The organism is Pseudomonas sp. B21-036 (genome assembly GCF_024748925.1).
GTDB lineage: Bacteria > Pseudomonadota > Gammaproteobacteria > Pseudomonadales > Pseudomonadaceae > Aquipseudomonas > Aquipseudomonas palmensis.
On record NZ_CP087178.1, the window covers coordinates 2,298,315 to 2,317,698 of the forward strand.

The window sequence follows — 19,384 nt, forward strand, 5'->3', positions numbered from 1 at the left end:
CGCGCCGACGAGCGCGCCCCCGGGGCCGCTGTCAGAACTCGGTCGGCTGGATGATCTCTACCCAGTAATCGTCCGGGTCCTTGATGAAGGCCAGGTGCTTCATGCGCCCGTCGCTCAGGCGCTTCTGGAAGTTCACGCCCAGCTGTTCGAAGCGCTCGCAGGCCGCGCGGATGTCCGGTACGGCAATGCAGATATGGCCGAAACCGCGCGGGTCGGTGTTGCCGTTGTGGTAGGCGAACGCGGGATCGTTTTCGGTGCCGTGGTTGTGGGTCAGTTCGAGGATGCCCGGGATCGACTTCATCCACTCGGTACGCTTGGCCGGGTCGGCCGGAATCTGCGCCTTGTCCACCAGCGCCAGGAAGTACAGGCTGAATTCGGCTTCCGGGAAGTCGCGTTTTTCCACGAGGCTGAAGCCCAGAACGCGGGTGTAGAAGTCCAGGGACTTGGCGACGTCCTTGACCCGCAGCATGGTGTGGTTGAACACGAAGTTGTGGGTCGCGGCATCCGGTTGCGCGGTGACGCCGGGGAGGGTGTCGAGGTTTTGCAGGCTCATGGGCACTCCGCAGATAGGGCCGGCGCTTGGCGCGCCAGCAAAACAGTCAGGGAGCAATGATACGGAACTGAAGCGATTGCGCAAACGGTTTGCGCCCCGTCGGCAAGGCCTGACGGGGCGCAAGAATTAGAAGCCCGCCGAAGCGGGCGTATGGGGCGCTAATCCTTTAGCAGTCTTCATCCTGAGCCAGTACATGTGAAAAAAGTGTGAAGTACTGTTTCACTTGCGCAACCAGCTGTCGACTGTCTGTGCGCCGTACTCCTGCTTCCATGCCTTGAGGCCGTGATGATTGCCGCCCTTGGTTTCGATCAGCTCGCCGGTATGCGGGTTTTCATAGACTTTCACCACGCGCGCACGGCGTTGTTTCGGCGCGCTGGCAGGCCGGCGCGTAGTGGCCGCCGGGTCGAGAATATTGATGATGTCGCGCAAGCCCTTGTCATAGGTTTTCATCAGGCTGACAAGTTTCTGCTCGAATTCGATTTCCCGTTTGAGGCCGGCGTCTTTTTTCAGTGCCTCCAGTTGAGCAAGCTGTTCCTGAAGGGCTTTTTCGGCAGCACGAAACTCTGCAAGTCTGGACACTGTCATCTCTCCTGTTGGTCGGTAAGGGCCGTGCGCGGCGCAACCGCTTGAGGCCGCTATTGATGCCGCGTCACCGGGTAGAAAACAAACAACACAGTAAAAAGAGTGTAGTCAATCGCCCTGCGATAAACATCAAACTTTTACGACAACACACTACGGAACTTTCTTATTGCACAGTGCTCGCCACACTAAAGAATTAATTACCGCATCGGCATCTGTTCTAGACCATGGTCCAATGGCCCGTGCCAGAGCGCTTTGGAGACAATAAGCGGTCGCTGCCTAGTTGTGTGCAGCGGCCCTTGCCCAGCCCCGTCGGGGCTGATGGATACCTTGCCCTTCGTTCTGGATACTGCTTTTCATGCGTGCCCCAACTCCCTTCATTGCCCAACGCCCGGTGGTCGGCGCGTTGTTGTCTCTCGTTACTGTTTCGGCCCAGGCCAGTGGTTTCCTGCAAGACAGCAGTGTCAACATCGAGGCGCGCAATGTGTATTTCAATCGCGACTTTCGTGACGGTCACACCGCCTCCTCCCAGGGCGCGTCGAAACGTGAAGAGTGGGCGCAGGGTTTCATACTCAACGCGCAGTCCGGGTATACCCAGGGCACCGTGGGCTTTGGTATCGATGCGCTGGGCATGCTGGGTTTCAAACTCGATTCCAGCCCGGCCGACAGCAACAGCGGGCTGCTGCCTTCCAGCGGCCACAACCCGCGCCATTCGGCCGATCAGTACGCAAAACTGGGTGTGGCCGGCAAGGTGCGTTACTCGCAGACCGTATTGAAATACGGTGCCATGCTGCCGGACATGCCGCTGCTCAAGTACAACGACGGGCGCCTGTTGCCCACCATGTTCCATGGCGCGATGCTGACGTCCAGAGAGGTCGACAACCTCACCTTCAGCGCCGCGCGGCTCGACAAGTACACCGCCCGCGATTCGACCGACCAGCAAGATATCCGCGTGCACTGCAAGAACAAGCGCTATGCCTGCGACACCCGCGCCGACCACTTCGACACGGCCGGGCTGGAGTACCGCTTCAACGAGCGCCTGAGCGCGCAGTACCAGGTGGCCAAGCTCGAAAACATCTATCGCCAGCATTTCCTCGGGCTGGTGGCCAGCCAGCCCTTGAGCGTGGGCCGCCTCTCGGCCGACCTGCGCCTGATCAAGAGCGACGACATCGGTCGTGCCCGTGCCGGCGACATCGACCACCGTGCATTCAGCGCCATGCTTGGCTACAGCCTGGGCGGGCACAAGCTCAGCGCCGGCTGGCAGCGCATGTACGGCGAGAACGCCATGCCGTACCTCGATGGCAGCAACCCCTACCTGGTCAACTACGCCCAGGTCAACGACTTCGCTGCGGCCCAGGAGCGGTCCTGGCAGGTGCGCTACGACTACGACTTCAAGGCAGTAGGGCTCGAAGGCCTGAGCTTCCTGACCCGCTACATCAGCGGCGATCACGTCAAGGTGCCGGGCAGCCCGGCACAGGGCAAGGAATGGGAGCGCGACAGCGAACTCAAGTACCAGGTGCAGAGCGGCACCTTCAAGGACGTCAGCGTGCGCCTGCGCAACTCCACCTACCGCAGCAACTACGAGAAATTCGCCCGCGACATGGATGAGACCCGGGTGATCGTCAGCTACAACTTCTCGGTACTGTAGGCGCAGGCTTTGCCAAGTGGCGCGGGCCGGCCGACAATGGCCGCGCGCCCCAGGGAGAGCTTGCGATGAAACACCTGCTGCTGATTGGAATAGGCCCGGGCAACCCCCGGCAGATCACCCTCGAAGCCATCGACAGCCTGAACCGCGCCGACGTGTTCTTCGTGCTGGACAAGGGCGCGGCCAAGGACGACCTGCTGCGCCTGCGCAAGGAGCTGCTGGAGCGCCACGTCACCCGGCCCTATCGCCTGGTGCAGGTCGAAGACCCGCAACGCGACGCGGCGGCTGCAGACTACGTCGGTGCCGTGGAGGACTGGCACCGCCAGCGCGCTGCGCTGTATGGGCGCCTGCTGCACGACGAGCTTGCCGAGGGGCAATGCGGCGCGTTCCTGCTGTGGGGCGAGCCGACGCTTTACGACAGCACCCTGCGCATTCTGGAGCGGGTGGCGCAGCCGGCGTTCAGCCTTGAAGTCATCCCCGGCATCAGCAGCGTCCAGGCCCTGGCGGCCGCTCACCGCATTGCACTGAACCGTATCGGCGAGCCGCTGCATATCCTGCCGGGCCGACGCCTGGCTGATGAGTCAGGCATCGACAACGTGGTGGTGATGCTGGACGGGCAATGCGCCTTTGCCGAACTGGACGATCCGCACCTGCACATCTATTGGGGCGCCTACCTGGGCACTGCCGACGAGCTGCTGATCGAGGGGCCGCTGATGCAGGTCAAGGCGCAGATCCTGGCGCAGCGCGAGCAGGCCCGCGCGCGCAAGGGCTGGATCATGGACACGTATCTGCTGCGCCGCCGCTAGGCCGGTTCTTGGCCTCGATCCACTGGGCCATGTACTGGGTGCTCTTGTGGTGATGGTGGCGCAGCATGGCCCCGGTGAAGTTGTACAGGCGCTGTTCATCCAGGTGCGCCAGCGTGTGTTCGATGCGCTGCACCAGGGCCTGGCCGTGCCAGCGCCTGTCGTAGCGGGCGCTCAGCAGCTGGCGCCCGTCGCGCTGGGCCTGCTCCCAGCGCGGTTGCTCGCTGTAGAGCCGCGCCGCGGCATCGGCCAACCCTTCGGCGGTGTCGGCCACCAGTCCTGGCCAGGGCAGGTCGCCGTGCATGGCCTCGGCGCCAATCGGGGTGGTCACGCTGGGCGTGCCGCACAGCATCGCATCGGTCAGTTTGCCCTTGATGCCGGCGCCAAAGCGCAGCGGGGCCAGGCACACCCGTGCGCCGCTCATCACCTGCAGGGCGTCCTCAGCCCAGTTCATCACGTGAAACCCTTCGGCAGCATTGTGCAGCGCGGTGGCCTTGGGCGGCGTGTAGGCACCATAGATGTGCAACTGCGCCTTGGGCAGGCGACGGCGGACCATCGGCCACAGGCTGTGCTTCATCCACAGCACCGCATCCCAGTTCGGCGCGTGGCGGAAGTTGCCGATGCTGAGAAAGTGCTCGCGTTCCGCGAACGGCCTGAAGGCTTCGGTGGGCGGCGCCAGCATCAGCGGGCACCAGTGCAGCAACGCCTCGGGCACGCCGAAGCCATTGACCAGCAGGTCTATCTCGACATCCGAGATCATCAGGCTCAGGTCGCTGCGGTAGATCGCCGCCAGTTCGCGCTGGGCCAGGTCGGCACCGGCCATCTGGCGATACAGGTCGGGGCCCGAGGTGTTGAACAGCGCGCGAAAGTCGTTGCTGTCCAGGCCCTCGGCCAGGCGCCGGCGCAGCAACTGATGACGGGCATCGCGCAGGCTCTGCAGGTCGGAGGTCTCGAGCACGCGCAGGGCCGCCGGGCAATGCTTCTCGACGCGCCAGCCGAACTGCTCCTCCATCATGAAGCGATCGAACAGCACCACGTCGGGGGCAAGGTCGGCGATGAAACGGTCGAAACTGGCGTTGTTCAGCTCGATGGCCTGCTCGGCGATGCCCAGGCTCGCGAGGTCGGCCTTGTGTTCGCCGATGGCTGCGGGGCTGCTGAAGGTGATGTGCCAGCCGCGCTCCAGAAAACACTCCAGCAGCTGCATCATGTGCCCGCCGGCGGCCGAAGAGCGGGGTTCGGGCCAGACATAGCCGATGACCAGTACGTGGAGGGCGGTTGGGTGCATGGGGAGGGCGGGCCTTTGGGCAAAAAAGGCGTATTAAACCAGAATCCAGGCCACCCGTTTCGGCCTCTTCGGCGGCAGGCCGGCTCCCGCAGGTACAGCGGTGCGGGAGCTGGCGCGCCTAGAGGGCCAGAATCGAGGTCACCTTGTCGCGCAGCTGGTCGATGCTGAACGGCTTGCCGATCATGTGCATGCCCTCGGGCACATCGAAGCTGTCGGCATAGCCACTGGCGAACAGGATGGGCAACAGCGGCCGCAGTTCGCGGGCCTTGCCCGCCAGTTGCTTGCCGTCCATGTCAGGCAAGCCGACATCGGTCATCATCAGGGCAAGGGGTTTGTCCGGGTCGCACAGCACTTGCAGCGCTTGTTCGGCATCTTTGGCCTCCACCACCTGGTAACCCAGTTCATCGAGCACATCCACCATCAGCATGCGCACGATGGTGTCGTCTTCGACGACCAGAAGAGGGTGATTATCGGGCATGGCAGGATCCTGTGAAAATGGGTGACACACTATCTGTAAACAGCACGCGGTGCTTAGTTCCCTGGATCGTCAAACGTACCAGCCAGTGAGCATAGCGGGCTCTGGCCAAACAGGGAACGTTTGGCGCAGCACTGGCTCAAATACGGGCTCGATGCCCGGCCAACACGGGCACGGCGCCACGCTGCGGGCATTGAACTGGCGGAAAACTGGAACAATTGCTCGAAAATCCGTCACACTCTTTCGTTCGTCTACTTGCTCGGGCCTTTCCAATGAGTCAACCAGCCTCGACCGATCAGCAGAGCTTTCGCAAGCTGCTGAGCCGCAACATCGGCCTGCCCCTGGGGGTCGGTCTGATCAGTGCGGTGGTTTTCGTCGCCGTGATTGCCTACCTGCTGTCGGTCATCCAGTGGGTCGCCCACACCGACCGGGTGATCAACAACGCCAACGAGGCGGTCAAGCTGTCCATCGACATGGAAACCGGCATGCGCGGGTTCCTGCTCACCGGCGACGAGCAGTTCCTCGACCCCTATGAAGTGGCCAAGCCACGCATACAGGCCGAACTCGAGACGCTCAAGGAACTGGTGGCCGACAACCCGCAGCAGGTCGACCGCCTGAGCCGCCTGCAAGCCCTGCAGGCCGCCTGGAACAACTTCGGCAAGGACATGATCGCCCTGCGCCGCGCCAATGACGACTACCGCACGCCCATCAAGCTCGGTCAGGGCAAGCGCCTGACCGACGAGATCCGCAAGGAGTTCGACGATTTCGTCGCGATGGAGCAACAGTTGCGTCTTGCCCGCAACGATCAGGTCAGCAACACCACGAAGTGGTCCATTTCCCTTTATCTGGCCTTCGTGGTGCTGCTCAGCGCATTGCTGGCCTACATCGGCCGCCGCGACCTGCTCAACCTGTCCAGCAACTACGCGGCCAACCTGGAGGCCCAGCAGCGCGCTGCCGAGCGCCTCGAACAGCAGGCCTGGCAGCGCGCCGGGCAATCGCGTCTGGCCGAGCAGGTGCTGGGGCAACTGACCCTGCCGATGCTGGGCAACAACATCCTGCAGTTCTTCGCCCATTACCTGGGCAGCGTGGTGGCGGCCGTGTACGTGCGTGACGAGCATGGCAGCCTGCGCCGCGTGGCCAGCTACGGCTTCTCCCGCGAGCAGCAGGGGCAGGAGCAGGTCGTCGGCGCCCAGGAGGGCATCCTTGCCCAGGCCGTGGCGCAACGTCGCCTGATGCGCCTGGACGAGGTGCCGCAGGACTACTTCAAGGTCAGCTCCGGGCTGGGCGAGGGGTGCCCGCGCAACGTGCTGGTGATTCCGGCGATCAACGACGGCCAGGTCAATGGTGTGGTCGAGCTGGGCTTTCTGCGTGCAGTGGAGGACCGCGACATCGAGTTTCTCGAGCGGTTGGCCGACAACCTGGGCACCTCCATCGAGAGTGCGCGCTATCGCCAGCGCCTGCAGGAAGTGCTGGCCGAAACCCAGCAGCTCAACGAAGAGCTGCAGGTGCAGCAGGAAGAGCTCAAGACCGCCAACGAAGAGCTCGAGGAACAGTCCCGGGTGCTCAAGGAGTCCCAGGCCCATCTGGAGACGCAGCAGGCCGAGCTGGAGCAGACCAACGAGCAACTGGCCGAGCGTACCGACGCGCTGGCCGAGCAGCGCGATGCGCTGGACCGCAAGAACGGCGAGCTGAACCGGGTGCAGGTCGAGTTGCAGGAGCGTGCAGAGGAACTGCAGCGCTCGAGCAAGTACAAGTCCGAATTCCTCGCCAACATGTCCCACGAGCTGCGCACCCCGCTCAACAGCTCGCTGATCCTGGCCAAGCTGCTGGCCGAGAACCCGCAGGACAACCTCAGCGCGGAGCAGGTCAAGTTCGCCGAGTCGATCTATTCGGCCGGCAACGACCTGCTCAACCTGATCAACGACATTCTCGACATCGCCAAGGTCGAGGCCGGCAAGCTCGATGTACGCGCCGAAACCACCCACATCAGCCGCATGGCCGAAGGCCTGCGCAGCCTGTTCGAGCCGCTGGCGCAGCAGAAGCAGCTGGCCTTCAGCGTCACCGTAGAGCCGCAGGTGCCGGCCACCCTGTTCACCGATCGCCAGCGCCTGGAGCAGATCCTCAAGAACCTGCTGTCCAACGCGCTGAAGTTCACCGAGCGCGGCCAGGTGGCGCTGACCATCGGCTACCAGGCCGGCACCGGCATCGTGTTCTCGGTGCGCGACAGTGGCATCGGCATTGCCGACAACCAGCAGCAGAGCATCTTCGAAGCCTTCCACCAGGCCGACGGCACCACCAACCGGCGCTACGGAGGCACGGGCCTGGGGCTGTCGATTTCCCGTGACCTGGCGCAGTTGCTGGGCGGCCAGATCCGTGTCGAAAGCCAACTGGGCCAGGGCAGCGTGTTCAGCCTGATACTGCCCGAGTCGTACGAGCCGAGCGTCGAGGCGCAGCCGCTGGCACTGGTGGCCCGCGCCGCCGCGCCGTTGCCCGTGGCGGCCCCCGTCGTGCTGCCGGCCGCCGAAGCCCCGCGGCCGGCGGCCAGCTTCGCCGACGACCGTCACCTGGCACCGTTCAGCAACCGCTGCATCCTGGTGATCGAGGACGAGCCCAACTTTGCCCGCATCCTCTTCGACCTGGCCCACGAGCTGGGCTACAGCTGCCTGGTGGCCCAGGCCGCCGACGAAGGCTTCGAACTGGCGGCCAGCTACATCCCCGACGCCATCCTGCTGGACATGCGCCTGCCCGACCATTCCGGCCTAACCGTGCTGCAGCGGCTCAAGGAGCAGGCGTCCACCCGGCACATACCGGTACACATCATCTCGGTCGAGGACCGTGTCGAGGCGGCCATGCACATGGGCGCGATCGGCTATGCGGTCAAGCCCACCAGCCGCGAGGAGCTCAAGGCCGTGTTCGGCCGCCTGGAAGCCAAGCTGACCCAGAAGCTCAAGCACATCCTGCTGGTGGAAGACGATGACCTGCAGCGCGAAAGCATCGCCCGCCTGATCGGCGACGAAGACATCAAGATCACCGCGGTGGGCATGGCTCAGGAAGCCCTGGAGCTGCTGCGCGAGAACATCTACGACTGCATGATCATCGACCTCAAGCTGCCCGACATGCTCGGCAACGAGCTGCTCAAGCGCATGACCGCCGACGATATCCGCTCGTTCCCGCCGGTGATCGTCTACACCGGGCGCAACCTGACCCGCGACGAAGAGGCCGACCTGCTCAAGTACTCGCGCTCGATCATCATCAAGGGCGCGCGCTCACCCGAGCGGTTGCTGGATGAAGTCACGCTGTTTCTGCACAAAGTCGAGTCCACGCTGTCCCATGAACGTCAGCGCATGCTCAAGACCGCGCGCAGCCGCGACAAGGTGTTCGAGGGGCGCAAGATCCTGCTGGTGGACGACGACGTGCGCAACATCTTCGCCCTCACCAGTGCGCTGGAGCACAAGGGCGCGATCGTGGAGATCGGTCGCAATGGCCGCGAGGCCATCGAAAAACTCGAGCAGGTCAGCGATATCGACCTGGTGCTGATGGACGTGATGATGCCGGAGATGGACGGCTACGAAGCCACCCGGCGCATTCGCAAGGACCCGCGCTGGCGCAAGCTGCCGATCATCGCCGTCACCGCCAAGGCCATGAAGGATGACCAGGAGCGCTGCCTGCAGGCCGGCGCCAACGACTACCTGGCCAAGCCGATAGAGCTGGACCGGCTGTTCTCCCTGATTCGGGTATGGCTGCCGCAACTGGAGCGAATTTGAGTATCGAACGTAACACCGACATTGAAATCCGGCTGCTGATCGAGGCGATCTACCTCAAGTACAGCTACGACTTTCGCGACTATTCCGGCGCTTCGATCAAGCGCCGGGTGCTGCATGCCGTGCGCCAGTTCGAATGTGCCACGGTGTCGGCCCTGCAGGAACGGGTGCTGCACGACCCGAGTGTGTTCATGCAGTTGCTGCAGTACCTCACCATCCCGGTGAGCGAGATGTTTCGCGACCCCGGTCACTTCCTCGCGCTGCGCGAGGAGGTGGTGCCGCACCTCAAGACCTGGCCCTCGATCAAGATCTGGATTGCCGGCTGCAGCACGGGCGAGGAGGTCTACTCCATGGCCATCCTGCTGCGCGAAGAAGGGTTGCTCGAACGCACCATCATCTACGCCACCGACATCAACCCCAGCTCGCTGGAAAAGGCCAAGCAGGGCATCTACTCGATGCAGAACATGCGCGAGTACACCGAGAACTACCAGAAGGCCGGCGGGCGCCGGGCCTTCAGCGACTACTACACTGCCGCCTATGGCAACGCGATCATCGACAGCAGCCTGCGCGAAAACGTGACCTTCGCCGACCACAGCCTGGCCACCGACAGCGTGTTCTCCGAAACCCAGCTGATCTCGTGCCGCAACGTGCTCATCTACTTCAACAAGACCCTGCAGGACCGGGCCTTCGGCCTGTTTCACGACTCGCTGTGCCACCGTGGCTTTCTGGTGCTGGGCAGCAAGGAAACCCTGGATTTTTCCGCTTACGCCAACCGCTTCGACGCGCTGGTCAAGCCAGAACGGATCTACCGAAAGTCATGAAAGGCACCGATGCGATCGTGGTGGGGGCTTCAGCCGGGGGCGTGTCGGCGCTGCTCACGGTGTTTGCCGCCTTGCCCGCCGACTACGCCATTGCGCTGCTGTGCGTGCTGCACCTGCCCGACGACCGCCACAGCCAGCTGGCCGAAGTCTTCAGCCGCCGCTTGCAGCGCCCCGTGCAGGAGGCCCGCGACAAGGAAAGCGTGGTGCCGGGGATGATCTACGTGGCCGGCCCCGGCTATCACCTGTCGGTGGAGCGTGACCGCAGCCTGTCCCTGAGCCAGGAGGACCGCGTGCACTTTTCCCGGCCCTCGATCGACATCCTCTTCGAGTCGGCCGCCGATGCCTATGGCGACGGCCTGGTCGGCGTGTTGCTGACCGGCGCCAACGAAGACGGTGCGCGCGGGCTGGCGCGCATCAAGGAGCACGGCGGTACTACCCTGATTCAGGACCCGCATGAGGCGCAAGTCGCGGTCATGCCCGAGGCGGCGCTGGCGCTGCACCGGCCCGACCACATACTCCCATTGAATGGCATCGGGCAATTGCTCGCCAAGCTGGAACCACGTGCATGCTAAGCCATATCCAAGCAAACCTGCTGATCGTCGACGACCTGCCGGAAAACCTGCTGGCGCTCGAGGCGCTGATCAAGGGGCCGGACCGCAACGTGTACCAGGCGCAATCGGCCGACCATGCGTTGTCGCTGTTGCTCGAGCACGAGTTCGCGCTGGCCATCCTCGACGTCCAGATGCCCGGAATGAACGGTTTCGAACTGGCCGAGATGATGCGCGGTACGGAAAAGACCAAGAACATTCCCATCGTGTTCGTGAGCGCTGCGGCGCGCGAGATGAACTACGCCTTCAAGGGCTACGAGAGCGGCGCGGTGGACTTCCTGCACAAGCCGCTGGACACCCAGGCGGTGAAGAGCAAGGTGGCGGTGTTCATCGACCTGTACCGCCAGCGCAAGGCCCTCGGCCAGCAGCTGGAGGCCCTGGAGCGCAGCCGCCAGGAGCAGGAGCTGCTGCTGGCGCAGCTGCAGGTCACGCGCAGCGAGCTGGAACACGCGGTACGCATGCGCGACGACTTCATGTCGATCGTCTCCCACGAGGTGCGCACACCGCTCAACGGTCTGATACTGGAGACCCAGCTGCGCAAGCTGCACCTGGCGCGCAACAACGCCGATGCCTTCACCCTGGACAAGATGCACGCCATGGTCGAGCGTGACGAGCGCCAGATCAACAGCCTGATCCGGCTGATCGAAGACATGCTCGACGTGTCGCGCATCCGTACCGGCAAGCTGTCGATCCGGCCCGCATCGTTCGACCTGTGCCAGCTGGTCAGCGGCCTGGTCGAGAACTTCGCCGCCCAGGCGGCTGCGGTCGACTCGAGCATCAGCCTGCAGGCCGGCGCCGAACTGGTCGGCTACTGGGACGAGTTTCGTATCGAGCAGGTGATCGCCAACCTGCTCACCAACGCCCTGCGCTATGGCGCCAAGTCGCCGGTGCAGGTGCGCGTGTTCGAGGAACAGGGCATGGCCTGCGTGCAGGTGCGCGACCATGGCATCGGCATCAGTGCCGAGAACCAGCAGCGCATCTTCCAGCAGTTCGAGCGGGTATGCTCCAACCAGAGCAGTGCCGGCCTGGGGCTGGGCCTGTATATTTCCGAACAGATCGTGCTGGCCCATGGCGGCAGCATCACGGTCAGCAGTACCGAGGGCCAGGGCGCGACATTCAGCGTGCGCCTGCCACTGGTACGCAGCCCGCAAGAAAGTGGCGCGCAGCAGGCAACCTCTGCGTGAGGCCGGGGTCGTATAGCGATCCCCCATGAATCAAATACGAGTTGAAGGCATTGGCATGAGTGAAGATGCGCAAGATGTAGTACTGGTCGTCGAAGACGAACCGGTCATTCGCATGATCCTGAAGGACTATCTTCAAGGCGAGGGCTATCACGTGCTGGTGGCCGAAGATGGCGAGCAGGCATTCAAGATCCTGGCCAGCAAGCCGCACCTGGACCTTATCGTGACCGACTTCCGCCTGCCGGGCGGTATTTCAGGGGTACAGATCGCCGAACCTGCGGTCAAGCTGCGCCCGGACCTGAAGGTGATCTTCATCAGTGGCTACCCGGCGGAGATCCGTGAGTCGGGCAGCCCGATCGCGTTCAAGGCACCGATCCTGGCCAAGCCGTTCGACCTGGACAGCCTGCGCGACCAGATTCAGGAACTCCTGAAATAGGCCTGACGTTGGCGTGAGTTCAAGCGGCAGCGTCCAGCGCACCGGTCTGCAGGGTGCGCTCTATCGCCCCCAGCAGCATGTTTTCCATCAGCGCCAGGCGTTGTGGCTGCCCCAGCGGTGAGGCCTGCAACCAGCCGGGCAGGCTGTTGAGCAGCGTGGCGATGACATGGCCGGTCGCCTCCCGGGCCGGCGGCGGCAGGGCCGCGTGAGGGGCGATCAGCTGCAACAGGCGGGTTTCGTATTCACGGCGCAGCTGGGCGATGCGTGCCTGTTGTTCCTCGCTCAGGCAGCACAGGTCACGTTCGGCCAGGCGAAACTGCAACGGGCGCTCGGCATGCAGCGCCCAGTGTGCCTTTATCACCCGGCTCAACGCCGTGGCCTCGGGCTTGCCGCGTCCACGGGGCTGCAGGGTGGCCAGCAACTCCTCGAACAGCTCTTCGATCAGGTCGAACAGCAGGTGCTGCTTGCTCGGGAAGTGGTGATACAGCGAGCCTGCCGTCAGCCCCAGGTGGCTGGCCAGTTCACGCATGCTGACCTGGCCGAACCCCTTGACCGCAAAGAGTTCGAGTGCCTTGTCCCGACGTTCTTCAAAGTTGGCGCAACGTTCGGCGCAGGTCTGCGGCATGCCCGTACCTCAGTAGGTGAAGAAGCCGCGGCCGCTCTTGCGCCCCAGGTAGCCGGCGGCGACCATTTCCTTGAGCAGGGCAGCGGGGCGGTACTTGCTGTCGTTGAAGCCGTCGTGGAACGACTCGATGATCGCCAGCAGCGTGTCCAGGCCGATCAGGTCGGCCAGGGCCAGCGGGCCGATGGGCTGGTTGCAGCCCAGGCGCATGCCGGTGTCGATGTCCTCGGCGCTGGCCAGGCCTTCCTGCAGCACCATGATCGCCTCGTTGATCATCGGCACCAGGATGCGGTTGACCACGAAGCCCGGGCGGTTGCCGGCACTGATGGCGGTCTTGCCCACGCGCTCGGTCAGGGCCATGGCGCTGGCGTAGGTGGCGTCGCTGGTCTGCAGGCCGCGAATGATCTCGACCAGCGCCATCATCGGCACCGGGTTGAAGAAGTGCACGCCGATGAAACGTTCGGGCTGGCTCACCGATGCGCCCAGCTGGGTGATCGACAGCGACGAGGTGTTGGTGGCGATGACGCAGTCGTCGGCCACGCTGGCGGCCACCTGCTGCAGAATCTTCACCTTCAGGGCGAGGTTCTCGGTGGCTGCCTCGATCACCAGCTGCGCGCCCTTGAGCTGCGCGTAATCGGTGCTGGTGGCGATGCGCGTCAGGGCTGCCTCGGCCTGTTCGGCCTGCAGGGTCTGCTTGCTGACCTGGCGCTCCAGGTTCTTGCGCAGGGTGGCCAGGCCACGCTCCAGCGCGGCCTCGGACACGTCGATCAGGGTGACCTGGTAGCCGGCCACTGCACACACCTGGGCAATCCCGTTGCCCATGGTGCCGGCGCCGATCACGGCGATGTTTTCAATACTCACGGTTAACTCCGACTCAAACACGTTCGAACACGACGGCGATACCCTGACCGCCGCCGATGCACATGGTGGCCAGCGCGTAGCGGCCCTGGATACGTTGCAGCTCATGGATCGCCTTGGTGGCGATGATGGCCCCGGTGGCTCCCACCGGGTGGCCCAGGGAAATGCCCGAGCCGTTGGGGTTGACCTTTTCGGGGTCCAGGCCCAGTTCCCGCGACACGGCGCAGGCCTGGGCAGCGAAGGCTTCGTTGGACTCGATCACGTCCAGGTCGGCGACGCTCAGGCCGGCCTTTTCCAGCACCTTGCGCGTGGCCGGCACCGGGCCCAGGCCCATCAGCTCGGGCTCGACGCCTGCATGTGCATAGGCCACCAGGCGCGCCAGCGGGCGCAGGCCCAGGCGCTCGACCATTTCGCCGGTGGCCAGCACCAGGGCGCCGGCGCCGTCGTTGAGGCCGCTGGCGTTGCCGGCGGTGACGGTGCCGTCCTTCTTGAAGGCAGGCTTCATGCCGGCCAGTTGCTCGGCACTCACATCGCCACGCACATGCTCGTCCACCTCGAAACGTACCGGACCTTTGCGGCTCGGGATCTCGATGGGCACGATCTGGCTGGTGAAGCGGCCTTCGGCGATGGCGCGGGCGGCGCGCTGCTGGCTGGTCAGGGCCACCTCGTCCTGCATCTGGCGGGTGATGCCGTTTTTCGCCGCCACGTTCTCGGCGGTGATGCCCATGTGAAAGCCTTCGAACGGGTCCTGCAGAATGCCCAGCATGTAGTCGACACCCTTCAGGTCACCCATGCGCGCGCCCCAGCGCGCCTGCGGCAGCAGGTACGGGCCGCGGCTCATGGATTCGGCGCCGGCGGCAATCACCGCCTCGGCCTCGCCCAGCAGCAGGCTCTGCGCGGCCGAGACGATGGCCTGCAGGCCCGAGCCGCACAGGCGGTTGACGTTGAATGCCGGGGTTTCCTTGGGCACGCCGGCGTTCATCGCGGCCACGCGGCCCAGGTACGCGTCACGCGGCTCGGTGGGGATCACGTTGCCCATGACCATGTGGCCGATCTGTTCGGGGGCAATGCCGGAGCGTTCGATGGCGGCGCGGGTCACCTGGGTGGCCAGGTCGGCCAGGGGCAGGTCCTTGAGCGAGCCGCCGAAGGTGCCGATGGCCGAGCGAACGGCGCTCACTACATAGATTTGCGGGGTGTTCATACGCGACTCCAGTGTGCGAAAGCGTGGCGGGGCGCTGCCTGGCTCTGCCAGAATGGCGCCCGGGGCCACGCTCGGGATGGGTTCGAGTCTAGGCAAAGGCCACGCCTGGGCCTATGCCATAACTGCCCAGCGAGGCTGGCACTTTTTGCCATATTCTTACGCTGCATAGCGGAAACAGTCATGCGGGAAAACGATTCGGTCGCGGTGTACTTCGTGCACATCATGCTGCACACACTGCGCCAACAGCCGGCGCGCGCCAGTGCGTTGCTGGTGCAGGCGGGCATCGACCCGGCAGTGGTGGACGCACCCGATGCACGGGTGCCGGCCAGGGCGTTCGCACGGCTGTGGCTGCTGCTCATTGAAGACCTGGGCGACGAATTCTTCAACCTCGACAGCCACGGCATGCCGCTGGGCAGTTTCGCCCTGATCTGTCGTGGGCTGATCCAGGAGCCGACGCTGGAAAAGGCCTTGCGCCAGTGCCTGAGCAACTTCGGCCTGTTCCTGCGTGACGTGCGCGGGCGCCTGGTGGTGCGCGGGCAGCGTGCGGTGATAAGCCTGGAGTCGCATTTCGACGATGCGCAGACGCGGGTATATGCCGAGGAGACCTTCCTGGTGCTGGTGGTCAGCCTGCTGTGCTGGCTGGGGGGGCGGCGCATCGCCATCGACCGTACCGAACTGCGCGACGGGCGTGCGGTGCTGGAGGACGACGCGTTGCTGTGGGGGCCGAACCTGCAGTTGGGCAGTGGCCGCACCCAGGTCGAGTTCTCGGCGCACTACCTGCGCTTGCCGGTGGTACAGGACCTGGGTGCGCTCAAGACCTTCCTGCGCAGTGCGCCGCAGTGGCTGGTGGTGCGCTACCGCAACCAGAACGGATTGGCGGCGCGGGTATACCGGCATCTGCGCGGGCGTCAGTACGGCCAGTGGCCAACCTTGCTGGGCATGGCGGCAGCCGAGGGCCTGAGCCCGAGCAGTTTTCGCCGGCAATTGGAGCGTGAGGGGTGTTCGTACCAGCAGATCAAGGACGAGGTGCGCCGTGCACTGGCGTTCGAATGCTTGCGCGATGGTGTGCTGAGCGTGGCGCAGATTGCCGAGCAGACCGGCTTCCAGGAGCCCAGCGCGTTTCATCGCGCGTTCAAGAAATGGACGGGGGAGAGCCCGGGGAGCTATCGGGCGCGGGTGGCGGGGGAGTAGGGGGCTGGCCCCCTCGACACCCTGCGCGCTGCTCGCACAGGGCCTGCAGCAGCTCGCGCAGCGCCAGGCCATCGGCATCCAGCCCCTTGCGCCCGTACAACGCCAGCTCCAGACCCTGGACCGGGGTAAACCCCTGCGCCTCACCCAGCACCCGATGGGTCGGCAACACGCTGCGGGTCGGTATCAGGCTCACGCCCAACCCCGCACTCACCGCCGCCCCCAGGCTGGCCAGACTGGTGCTCGAATAGCTGATACGCCAGCTGCGCCCACGGGCTTCCAGCGCATTGATCATTTCCTGCCGGTACAGCGCCCCCACCGGAAACACCACCAGCGGCACCGGGTCGGCCAGCTGCGTCTGCCCGGCACTGCACACCCACGACAACGGCTCGTGCCAGCCGGCATGGCGGTCGCGGTCCGCACCCCATTGCTTGACCAGCAGCAGGTCCAGCTCACCATCACGGTACAGGCGCAGCAGCGGGCTGCTCAGCCCGCTCTCGACCTCCAGGCGCACATGCGGGCGCTCGCCGATGAACCGGCTCAATGGCTCGGTCAGCACTTCCCCGGCCAGGTCTTCCGGCACCCCCAGGCGTAGCGCCCGTTGCGCCTGCACCGGGCTGAACGCCTGGCGCGCCTCTTCGTCCAGGCGCAGCAGGCGCCGGGCATACCCCAGCAGGCGTTCGCCGTCTTCGGTCGGCCACACCTGGCGCTGGCTGCGATCCAGCAGGCGCACCCCCAGGTGCTGCTCCAGCCGGATGATCTGCTGGCTGATGGTCGACTGGGTCAGGTGCAGGCGCTCGGCGGCGCGGGTGAAGTTGCCGGTTTCCACCACGGTCACGAAGCTGCGCAGCAGTACGGGGTCAAGCATTCGATTACCCACTGGTATGCATGAAATCAATTAATTTCATGCTACACCCCAAGCCTCGGATAATCCCGCTTCATTGCACCAAAGGAGGCGCCATGTCATTGCTCAGACACTGGATGTACGGGGTTGCCGGGCTGTGCGCCAGCCTCGGCATCGCCGGGGCCGCCGGGGCGGCCGACACCTTGCTCGAAGCGGCCGCCAGCGGCAACCCCACCCGCGTCGGCGCCTTGCTGGCCCAGGGCGCCGACGTCGATCAGCGCGACTCGCGCAACAATACGCCGTTGCTGCTGGCCACCGCCGGCGGGCATGTGGCGGCGGCGCGCCGGTTGATCGACGCCGGCGCCGACGTCAACGCCAGCAACTGGATGCACGACAGCCCGTATCTGCTGGCCGGCGCCGAAGGCCAGTTGCAGATTCTGGAGATGACCCTGGCCCATGGCGCGGACCTCAAGAGCACCAACCGCTATGGCGGCACGGCGCTGATCCCCGCATGCGAGCGCGGCCATGTCGAGGTGGTCGCCCGCCTGCTGGCCGCCGGCGTTGCACCCGACCACGTGAACTCGCTGGGCTGGACCGGGCTGCTCGAAGCCATCCTGCTCAGCGATGGCGGCCCGCGCCACCAGGCCATCGTGCAACTGCTGATCGACGCCGGTGCCGACGTCAACCTTGCCGACCGCCAGGGCGTGACGCCCCTGCAGCACGCCCGGGAACGCGGCCAGCAGCGGATCGTCGAGTTGCTGCTGGCCCACGATGCCCATTGAACCTGACAGGAGCCTGACCATGGCCAACGAACATTTCATGCAGCAAGCGCTGGGGCTGGCCCGGGCTAACATCCAGGCCGGCGGCCGCCCGTTCGCGGCGGTGCTGGTGCACCAGGGCCGGGTGATCGCCGAGGCGGTCAACCAGATCCACCTGACCCAGGACCCGACCGCCCACGCCGAACTGCAGGCCATCCGCCTGGCCAGTCAGGTGCTCGGCAGCCCGCGCCTGGAAGGCTGCGAAATCTACGCCACCGGCCACCCCTGCCCGATGTGCCTGGCCGCCATGCACCTGTGCGGTATCGAGCGCGCCTGGTTCGCCTACAGCAACGAAGACGGCGAGCCCTATGGCCTGTCGACGGCAGCGGTGTACGCGCAGATGGCACGCCCGCCGCAGCAGCAGTCGCTGCCCCTGGCACCCCTGAAGCCAGCCGGCGAGCAGGGCCTGTACGCCGCCTGGCGGCAGGTGCAGGGGTGATGCGCGAGCAGGCTCGCAGTACCTTGCTGCTGTTGCTGGTGGTGGTGATGGCGCTGAACCTGCGCCCCATCCTCACCAGCATCGGCCCATTGCTGGAGGCCATCCGCCAGAGCACCGGCATCGGCTACCAGCAGGCCGCGCTGCTGACCGCCTTGCCCGTGCTGTGCATGGGGCTGGTGCCCTTGCTGCAACCCTGGTTGCGCCGCTGGGTCAGCGAGCAGGGCGCGATGCTCGCCGGGCTGGCCGCCATCGCGCTGGCCTGCGCCTGGCGCCTGACCCTCGACTCCGCCGCTGCGCTGATCGCCAGCGCAGCATTGGCCGGGCTTGGGGTGGCCTGCATTCAGGCGCTGATGCCGGGGCTGGTCAACCGCTGGTTTCCTCACCGCCTGGCCATGGCCATGGGTGTGTATTCGGCAGCCCTGATGAGCGGCGGCGGGGCCGCCGCCGTGCTCGGGCCGCGGGTGGCCGAGCAGTTCTCGCACTGGCAGGCAGGCCTGGGCATCTGGCTGTTGCCGGCCTTGCTGGCGTTCGCGGTATGGGCCTGGGTGCGCCCGCAGCTCGAAGCGGCGGTCGGCGGCGCAGGTGCCAGCGGGCACCTGTTCGGCAGCCGTCGGGCATGGCTGCTGGCGGTCTATTTCGGGCTGATCAATGGCGGCTACACCAGCATGGTGGCGTGGCTGCCGGCCTACTACCAGCAGGTCGGCGGCAGTGCCCAGGGCGGGGGCGAGCTGGTGGGGCTGATGACCGTGTTCCAGGTGGCCGGCGCCCTCGGGCTGCCCTTGCTGCTGCGTCGCCTGGTGGATCGGCGCCCCGGCCTGTGGCTGGCGTTGACCGTGCAACTGACAGGCTTTGTCGGCCTGCTGCTGGCCCCGGCAATCGCCGGGCTATGGGTGGCCCTGATCGGCTTCGGCCTGGGCGCGTGCTTCAGCCTCAGCCTCACGCTGACCCTCGAGCACCTCAAGGCCCCCGCCAGTGCGGGGGCGCTGGCGGCGTTCGTGCAGGGCGTGGGCTTCATCATCACCGGCATCGTGCCTTACGTCACCGGCTGGTTGCGCGACGTCAGCGGCGACTTCCAGGCCTCCTGGCTGCTGCTGAGCGTGACGGTGCTGCTGATGCTGCTGGTGACCTGGCGCTTCGCCCCCAGCGGCTATGCGCAGGCGATGGGCATGCCGTTGATCCGCGAAAGCGACGCCAGGGCAGGCATGGCACCACACTGAAAGGGTCGGCGCGCGCCGGTGCCGGGCGTGCCTTCCATTTCACGGGAGAA

Annotated in this window: 19 protein-coding genes; 11 read left to right on the plus strand and 8 right to left on the minus strand. The window is 65.3% G+C overall.

The annotated features are described in order from the left end of the window. Positions 1–31: 31 nt before the first annotated feature. Together gloA and LOY33_RS10275 are read right to left on the minus strand one after the other, a co-directional pair. On the minus strand, positions 32–553 hold the full coding sequence (gene gloA / locus LOY33_RS10270; RefSeq protein WP_043861746.1) for a lactoylglutathione lyase: 522 nt from the start codon (positions 551–553) through the stop codon (positions 32–34). 219 nt (positions 554–772) lie between these two features. After that, on the minus strand, positions 773–1,132 hold the full coding sequence (locus LOY33_RS10275; RefSeq protein WP_043861747.1) for a histone-like nucleoid-structuring protein, MvaT/MvaU family: 360 nt from the start codon (positions 1,130–1,132) through the stop codon (positions 773–775). 358 nt (positions 1,133–1,490) lie between these two features. On the opposite strand from LOY33_RS10275, the gene LOY33_RS10280 reads away from it, so the two are divergent. Both LOY33_RS10280 and cobF read left to right on the plus strand, forming a co-directional pair. Next, positions 1,491–2,780, plus strand: coding sequence for an OprD family porin (locus tag LOY33_RS10280; RefSeq protein ID WP_258662552.1), 1,290 nt, complete (start codon positions 1,491–1,493; stop codon positions 2,778–2,780). A 65-nt stretch (positions 2,781–2,845) separates the two neighbouring features. Further along, entirely contained in the window at positions 2,846–3,583 is a 738-nt protein-coding gene (cobF, locus tag LOY33_RS10285) for a precorrin-6A synthase (deacetylating) (RefSeq protein ID WP_043861749.1), read from the plus strand. Here cobF and LOY33_RS10290 read toward each other — a convergent pair. Then, a complete protein-coding gene (locus LOY33_RS10290) occupies positions 3,552–4,865 on the minus strand; it encodes a glycosyltransferase (RefSeq protein ID WP_058540353.1) in 1,314 nt (437 codons plus the stop codon). The two genes, cobF and LOY33_RS10290, sit on opposite strands and share 32 nt — an antisense overlap. A gap of 118 nt (positions 4,866–4,983) precedes the next feature. Beyond that, positions 4,984–5,343: a response regulator gene (locus tag LOY33_RS10295; RefSeq protein WP_123753139.1), complete on the minus strand. Its 360-nt coding sequence runs from the start codon at positions 5,341–5,343 to the stop codon at positions 4,984–4,986. A gap of 269 nt (positions 5,344–5,612) precedes the next feature. Here LOY33_RS10295 and LOY33_RS10300 point away from each other — a divergent pair, with 269 nt between their 5' ends. The 5 genes from LOY33_RS10300 to LOY33_RS10320 are packed head-to-tail and all read left to right on the plus strand — an operon-like array spanning position 5,613 to position 12,147. After that, the gene (locus LOY33_RS10300) at positions 5,613–9,104 is read left to right on the plus strand and encodes a response regulator (protein ID WP_258662555.1); all 3,492 of its coding nucleotides are present in this window, start codon (positions 5,613–5,615) and stop codon (positions 9,102–9,104) included. Further along, positions 9,101–9,922: a protein-glutamate O-methyltransferase CheR gene (locus LOY33_RS10305; protein WP_043861753.1), complete on the plus strand. Its 822-nt coding sequence runs from the start codon at positions 9,101–9,103 to the stop codon at positions 9,920–9,922. The genes LOY33_RS10300 and LOY33_RS10305 overlap by 4 nt, the downstream gene beginning before the upstream one ends. Then, positions 9,919–10,494 carry a chemotaxis protein CheB gene (locus LOY33_RS10310; RefSeq protein WP_043861754.1) on the plus strand — a complete coding sequence of 192 codons (576 nt, stop codon included), beginning with the start codon at positions 9,919–9,921 and terminating at the stop codon, positions 10,492–10,494. The genes LOY33_RS10305 and LOY33_RS10310 overlap by 4 nt, the downstream gene beginning before the upstream one ends. Next, the gene (locus LOY33_RS10315) at positions 10,488–11,714 is read left to right on the plus strand and encodes a hybrid sensor histidine kinase/response regulator (RefSeq protein ID WP_043861755.1); all 1,227 of its coding nucleotides are present in this window, start codon (positions 10,488–10,490) and stop codon (positions 11,712–11,714) included. Before LOY33_RS10310 ends, LOY33_RS10315 begins: the two co-directional genes overlap by 7 nt. 55 nt (positions 11,715–11,769) lie before the next feature. Continuing rightward, positions 11,770–12,147 (plus strand): response regulator, encoded by a 378-nt coding sequence (locus tag LOY33_RS10320; protein ID WP_043861756.1) that lies wholly within the window; start codon positions 11,770–11,772, stop codon positions 12,145–12,147. A 19-nt stretch (positions 12,148–12,166) separates the two neighbouring features. On the opposite strand, the gene LOY33_RS10325 is transcribed toward LOY33_RS10320, so the two are convergent. Genes LOY33_RS10325 through LOY33_RS10335 form a run of 3 tightly spaced genes read right to left on the minus strand, consistent with a single transcriptional unit; the run spans position 12,167 to position 14,828 of the window. Beyond that, positions 12,167–12,772, minus strand: a complete 606-nt coding sequence (locus tag LOY33_RS10325; protein ID WP_043861757.1) for a TetR/AcrR family transcriptional regulator — start codon at positions 12,770–12,772, stop codon at positions 12,167–12,169. 9 nt (positions 12,773–12,781) lie between these two features. Then, complete coding sequence (locus LOY33_RS10330) at positions 12,782–13,630, minus strand: 3-hydroxybutyryl-CoA dehydrogenase (protein WP_043861758.1); 849 nt, start codon at positions 13,628–13,630, stop codon at positions 12,782–12,784. A gap of 13 nt (positions 13,631–13,643) precedes the next feature. Next, on the minus strand, positions 13,644–14,828 hold the full coding sequence (locus LOY33_RS10335; RefSeq protein ID WP_043861759.1) for an acetyl-CoA C-acyltransferase family protein: 1,185 nt from the start codon (positions 14,826–14,828) through the stop codon (positions 13,644–13,646). Between the two features lie 180 nt (positions 14,829–15,008). On the opposite strand from LOY33_RS10335, the gene LOY33_RS10340 reads away from it, so the two are divergent. Next, a complete protein-coding gene (locus tag LOY33_RS10340; protein WP_058540352.1) occupies positions 15,009–16,019 on the plus strand; it encodes an AraC family transcriptional regulator in 1,011 nt (336 codons plus the stop codon). Here the strand turns inward: LOY33_RS10340 and LOY33_RS10345 are convergent. Beyond that, positions 15,961–16,884: a LysR substrate-binding domain-containing protein gene (locus tag LOY33_RS10345; RefSeq protein ID WP_258662556.1), complete on the minus strand. Its 924-nt coding sequence runs from the start codon at positions 16,882–16,884 to the stop codon at positions 15,961–15,963. The two genes, LOY33_RS10340 and LOY33_RS10345, sit on opposite strands and share 59 nt — an antisense overlap. A gap of 92 nt (positions 16,885–16,976) precedes the next feature. Between LOY33_RS10345 and LOY33_RS10350 the strand changes: the two genes are divergently transcribed. Genes LOY33_RS10350 through LOY33_RS10360 form a run of 3 tightly spaced genes read left to right on the plus strand, consistent with a single transcriptional unit; the run spans position 16,977 to position 19,334 of the window. After that, positions 16,977–17,642, plus strand: a complete 666-nt coding sequence (locus LOY33_RS10350) for an ankyrin repeat domain-containing protein (protein WP_080922938.1) — start codon at positions 16,977–16,979, stop codon at positions 17,640–17,642. A gap of 19 nt (positions 17,643–17,661) precedes the next feature. Next, positions 17,662–18,117 (plus strand): nucleoside deaminase, encoded by a 456-nt coding sequence (locus LOY33_RS10355; protein ID WP_054914318.1) that lies wholly within the window; start codon positions 17,662–17,664, stop codon positions 18,115–18,117. Beyond that, entirely contained in the window at positions 18,117–19,334 is a 1,218-nt protein-coding gene (locus LOY33_RS10360; protein WP_210014112.1) for a cyanate transporter, read from the plus strand. The genes LOY33_RS10355 and LOY33_RS10360 overlap by 1 nt, the downstream gene beginning before the upstream one ends. Positions 19,335–19,384 lie beyond the last annotated feature (50 nt).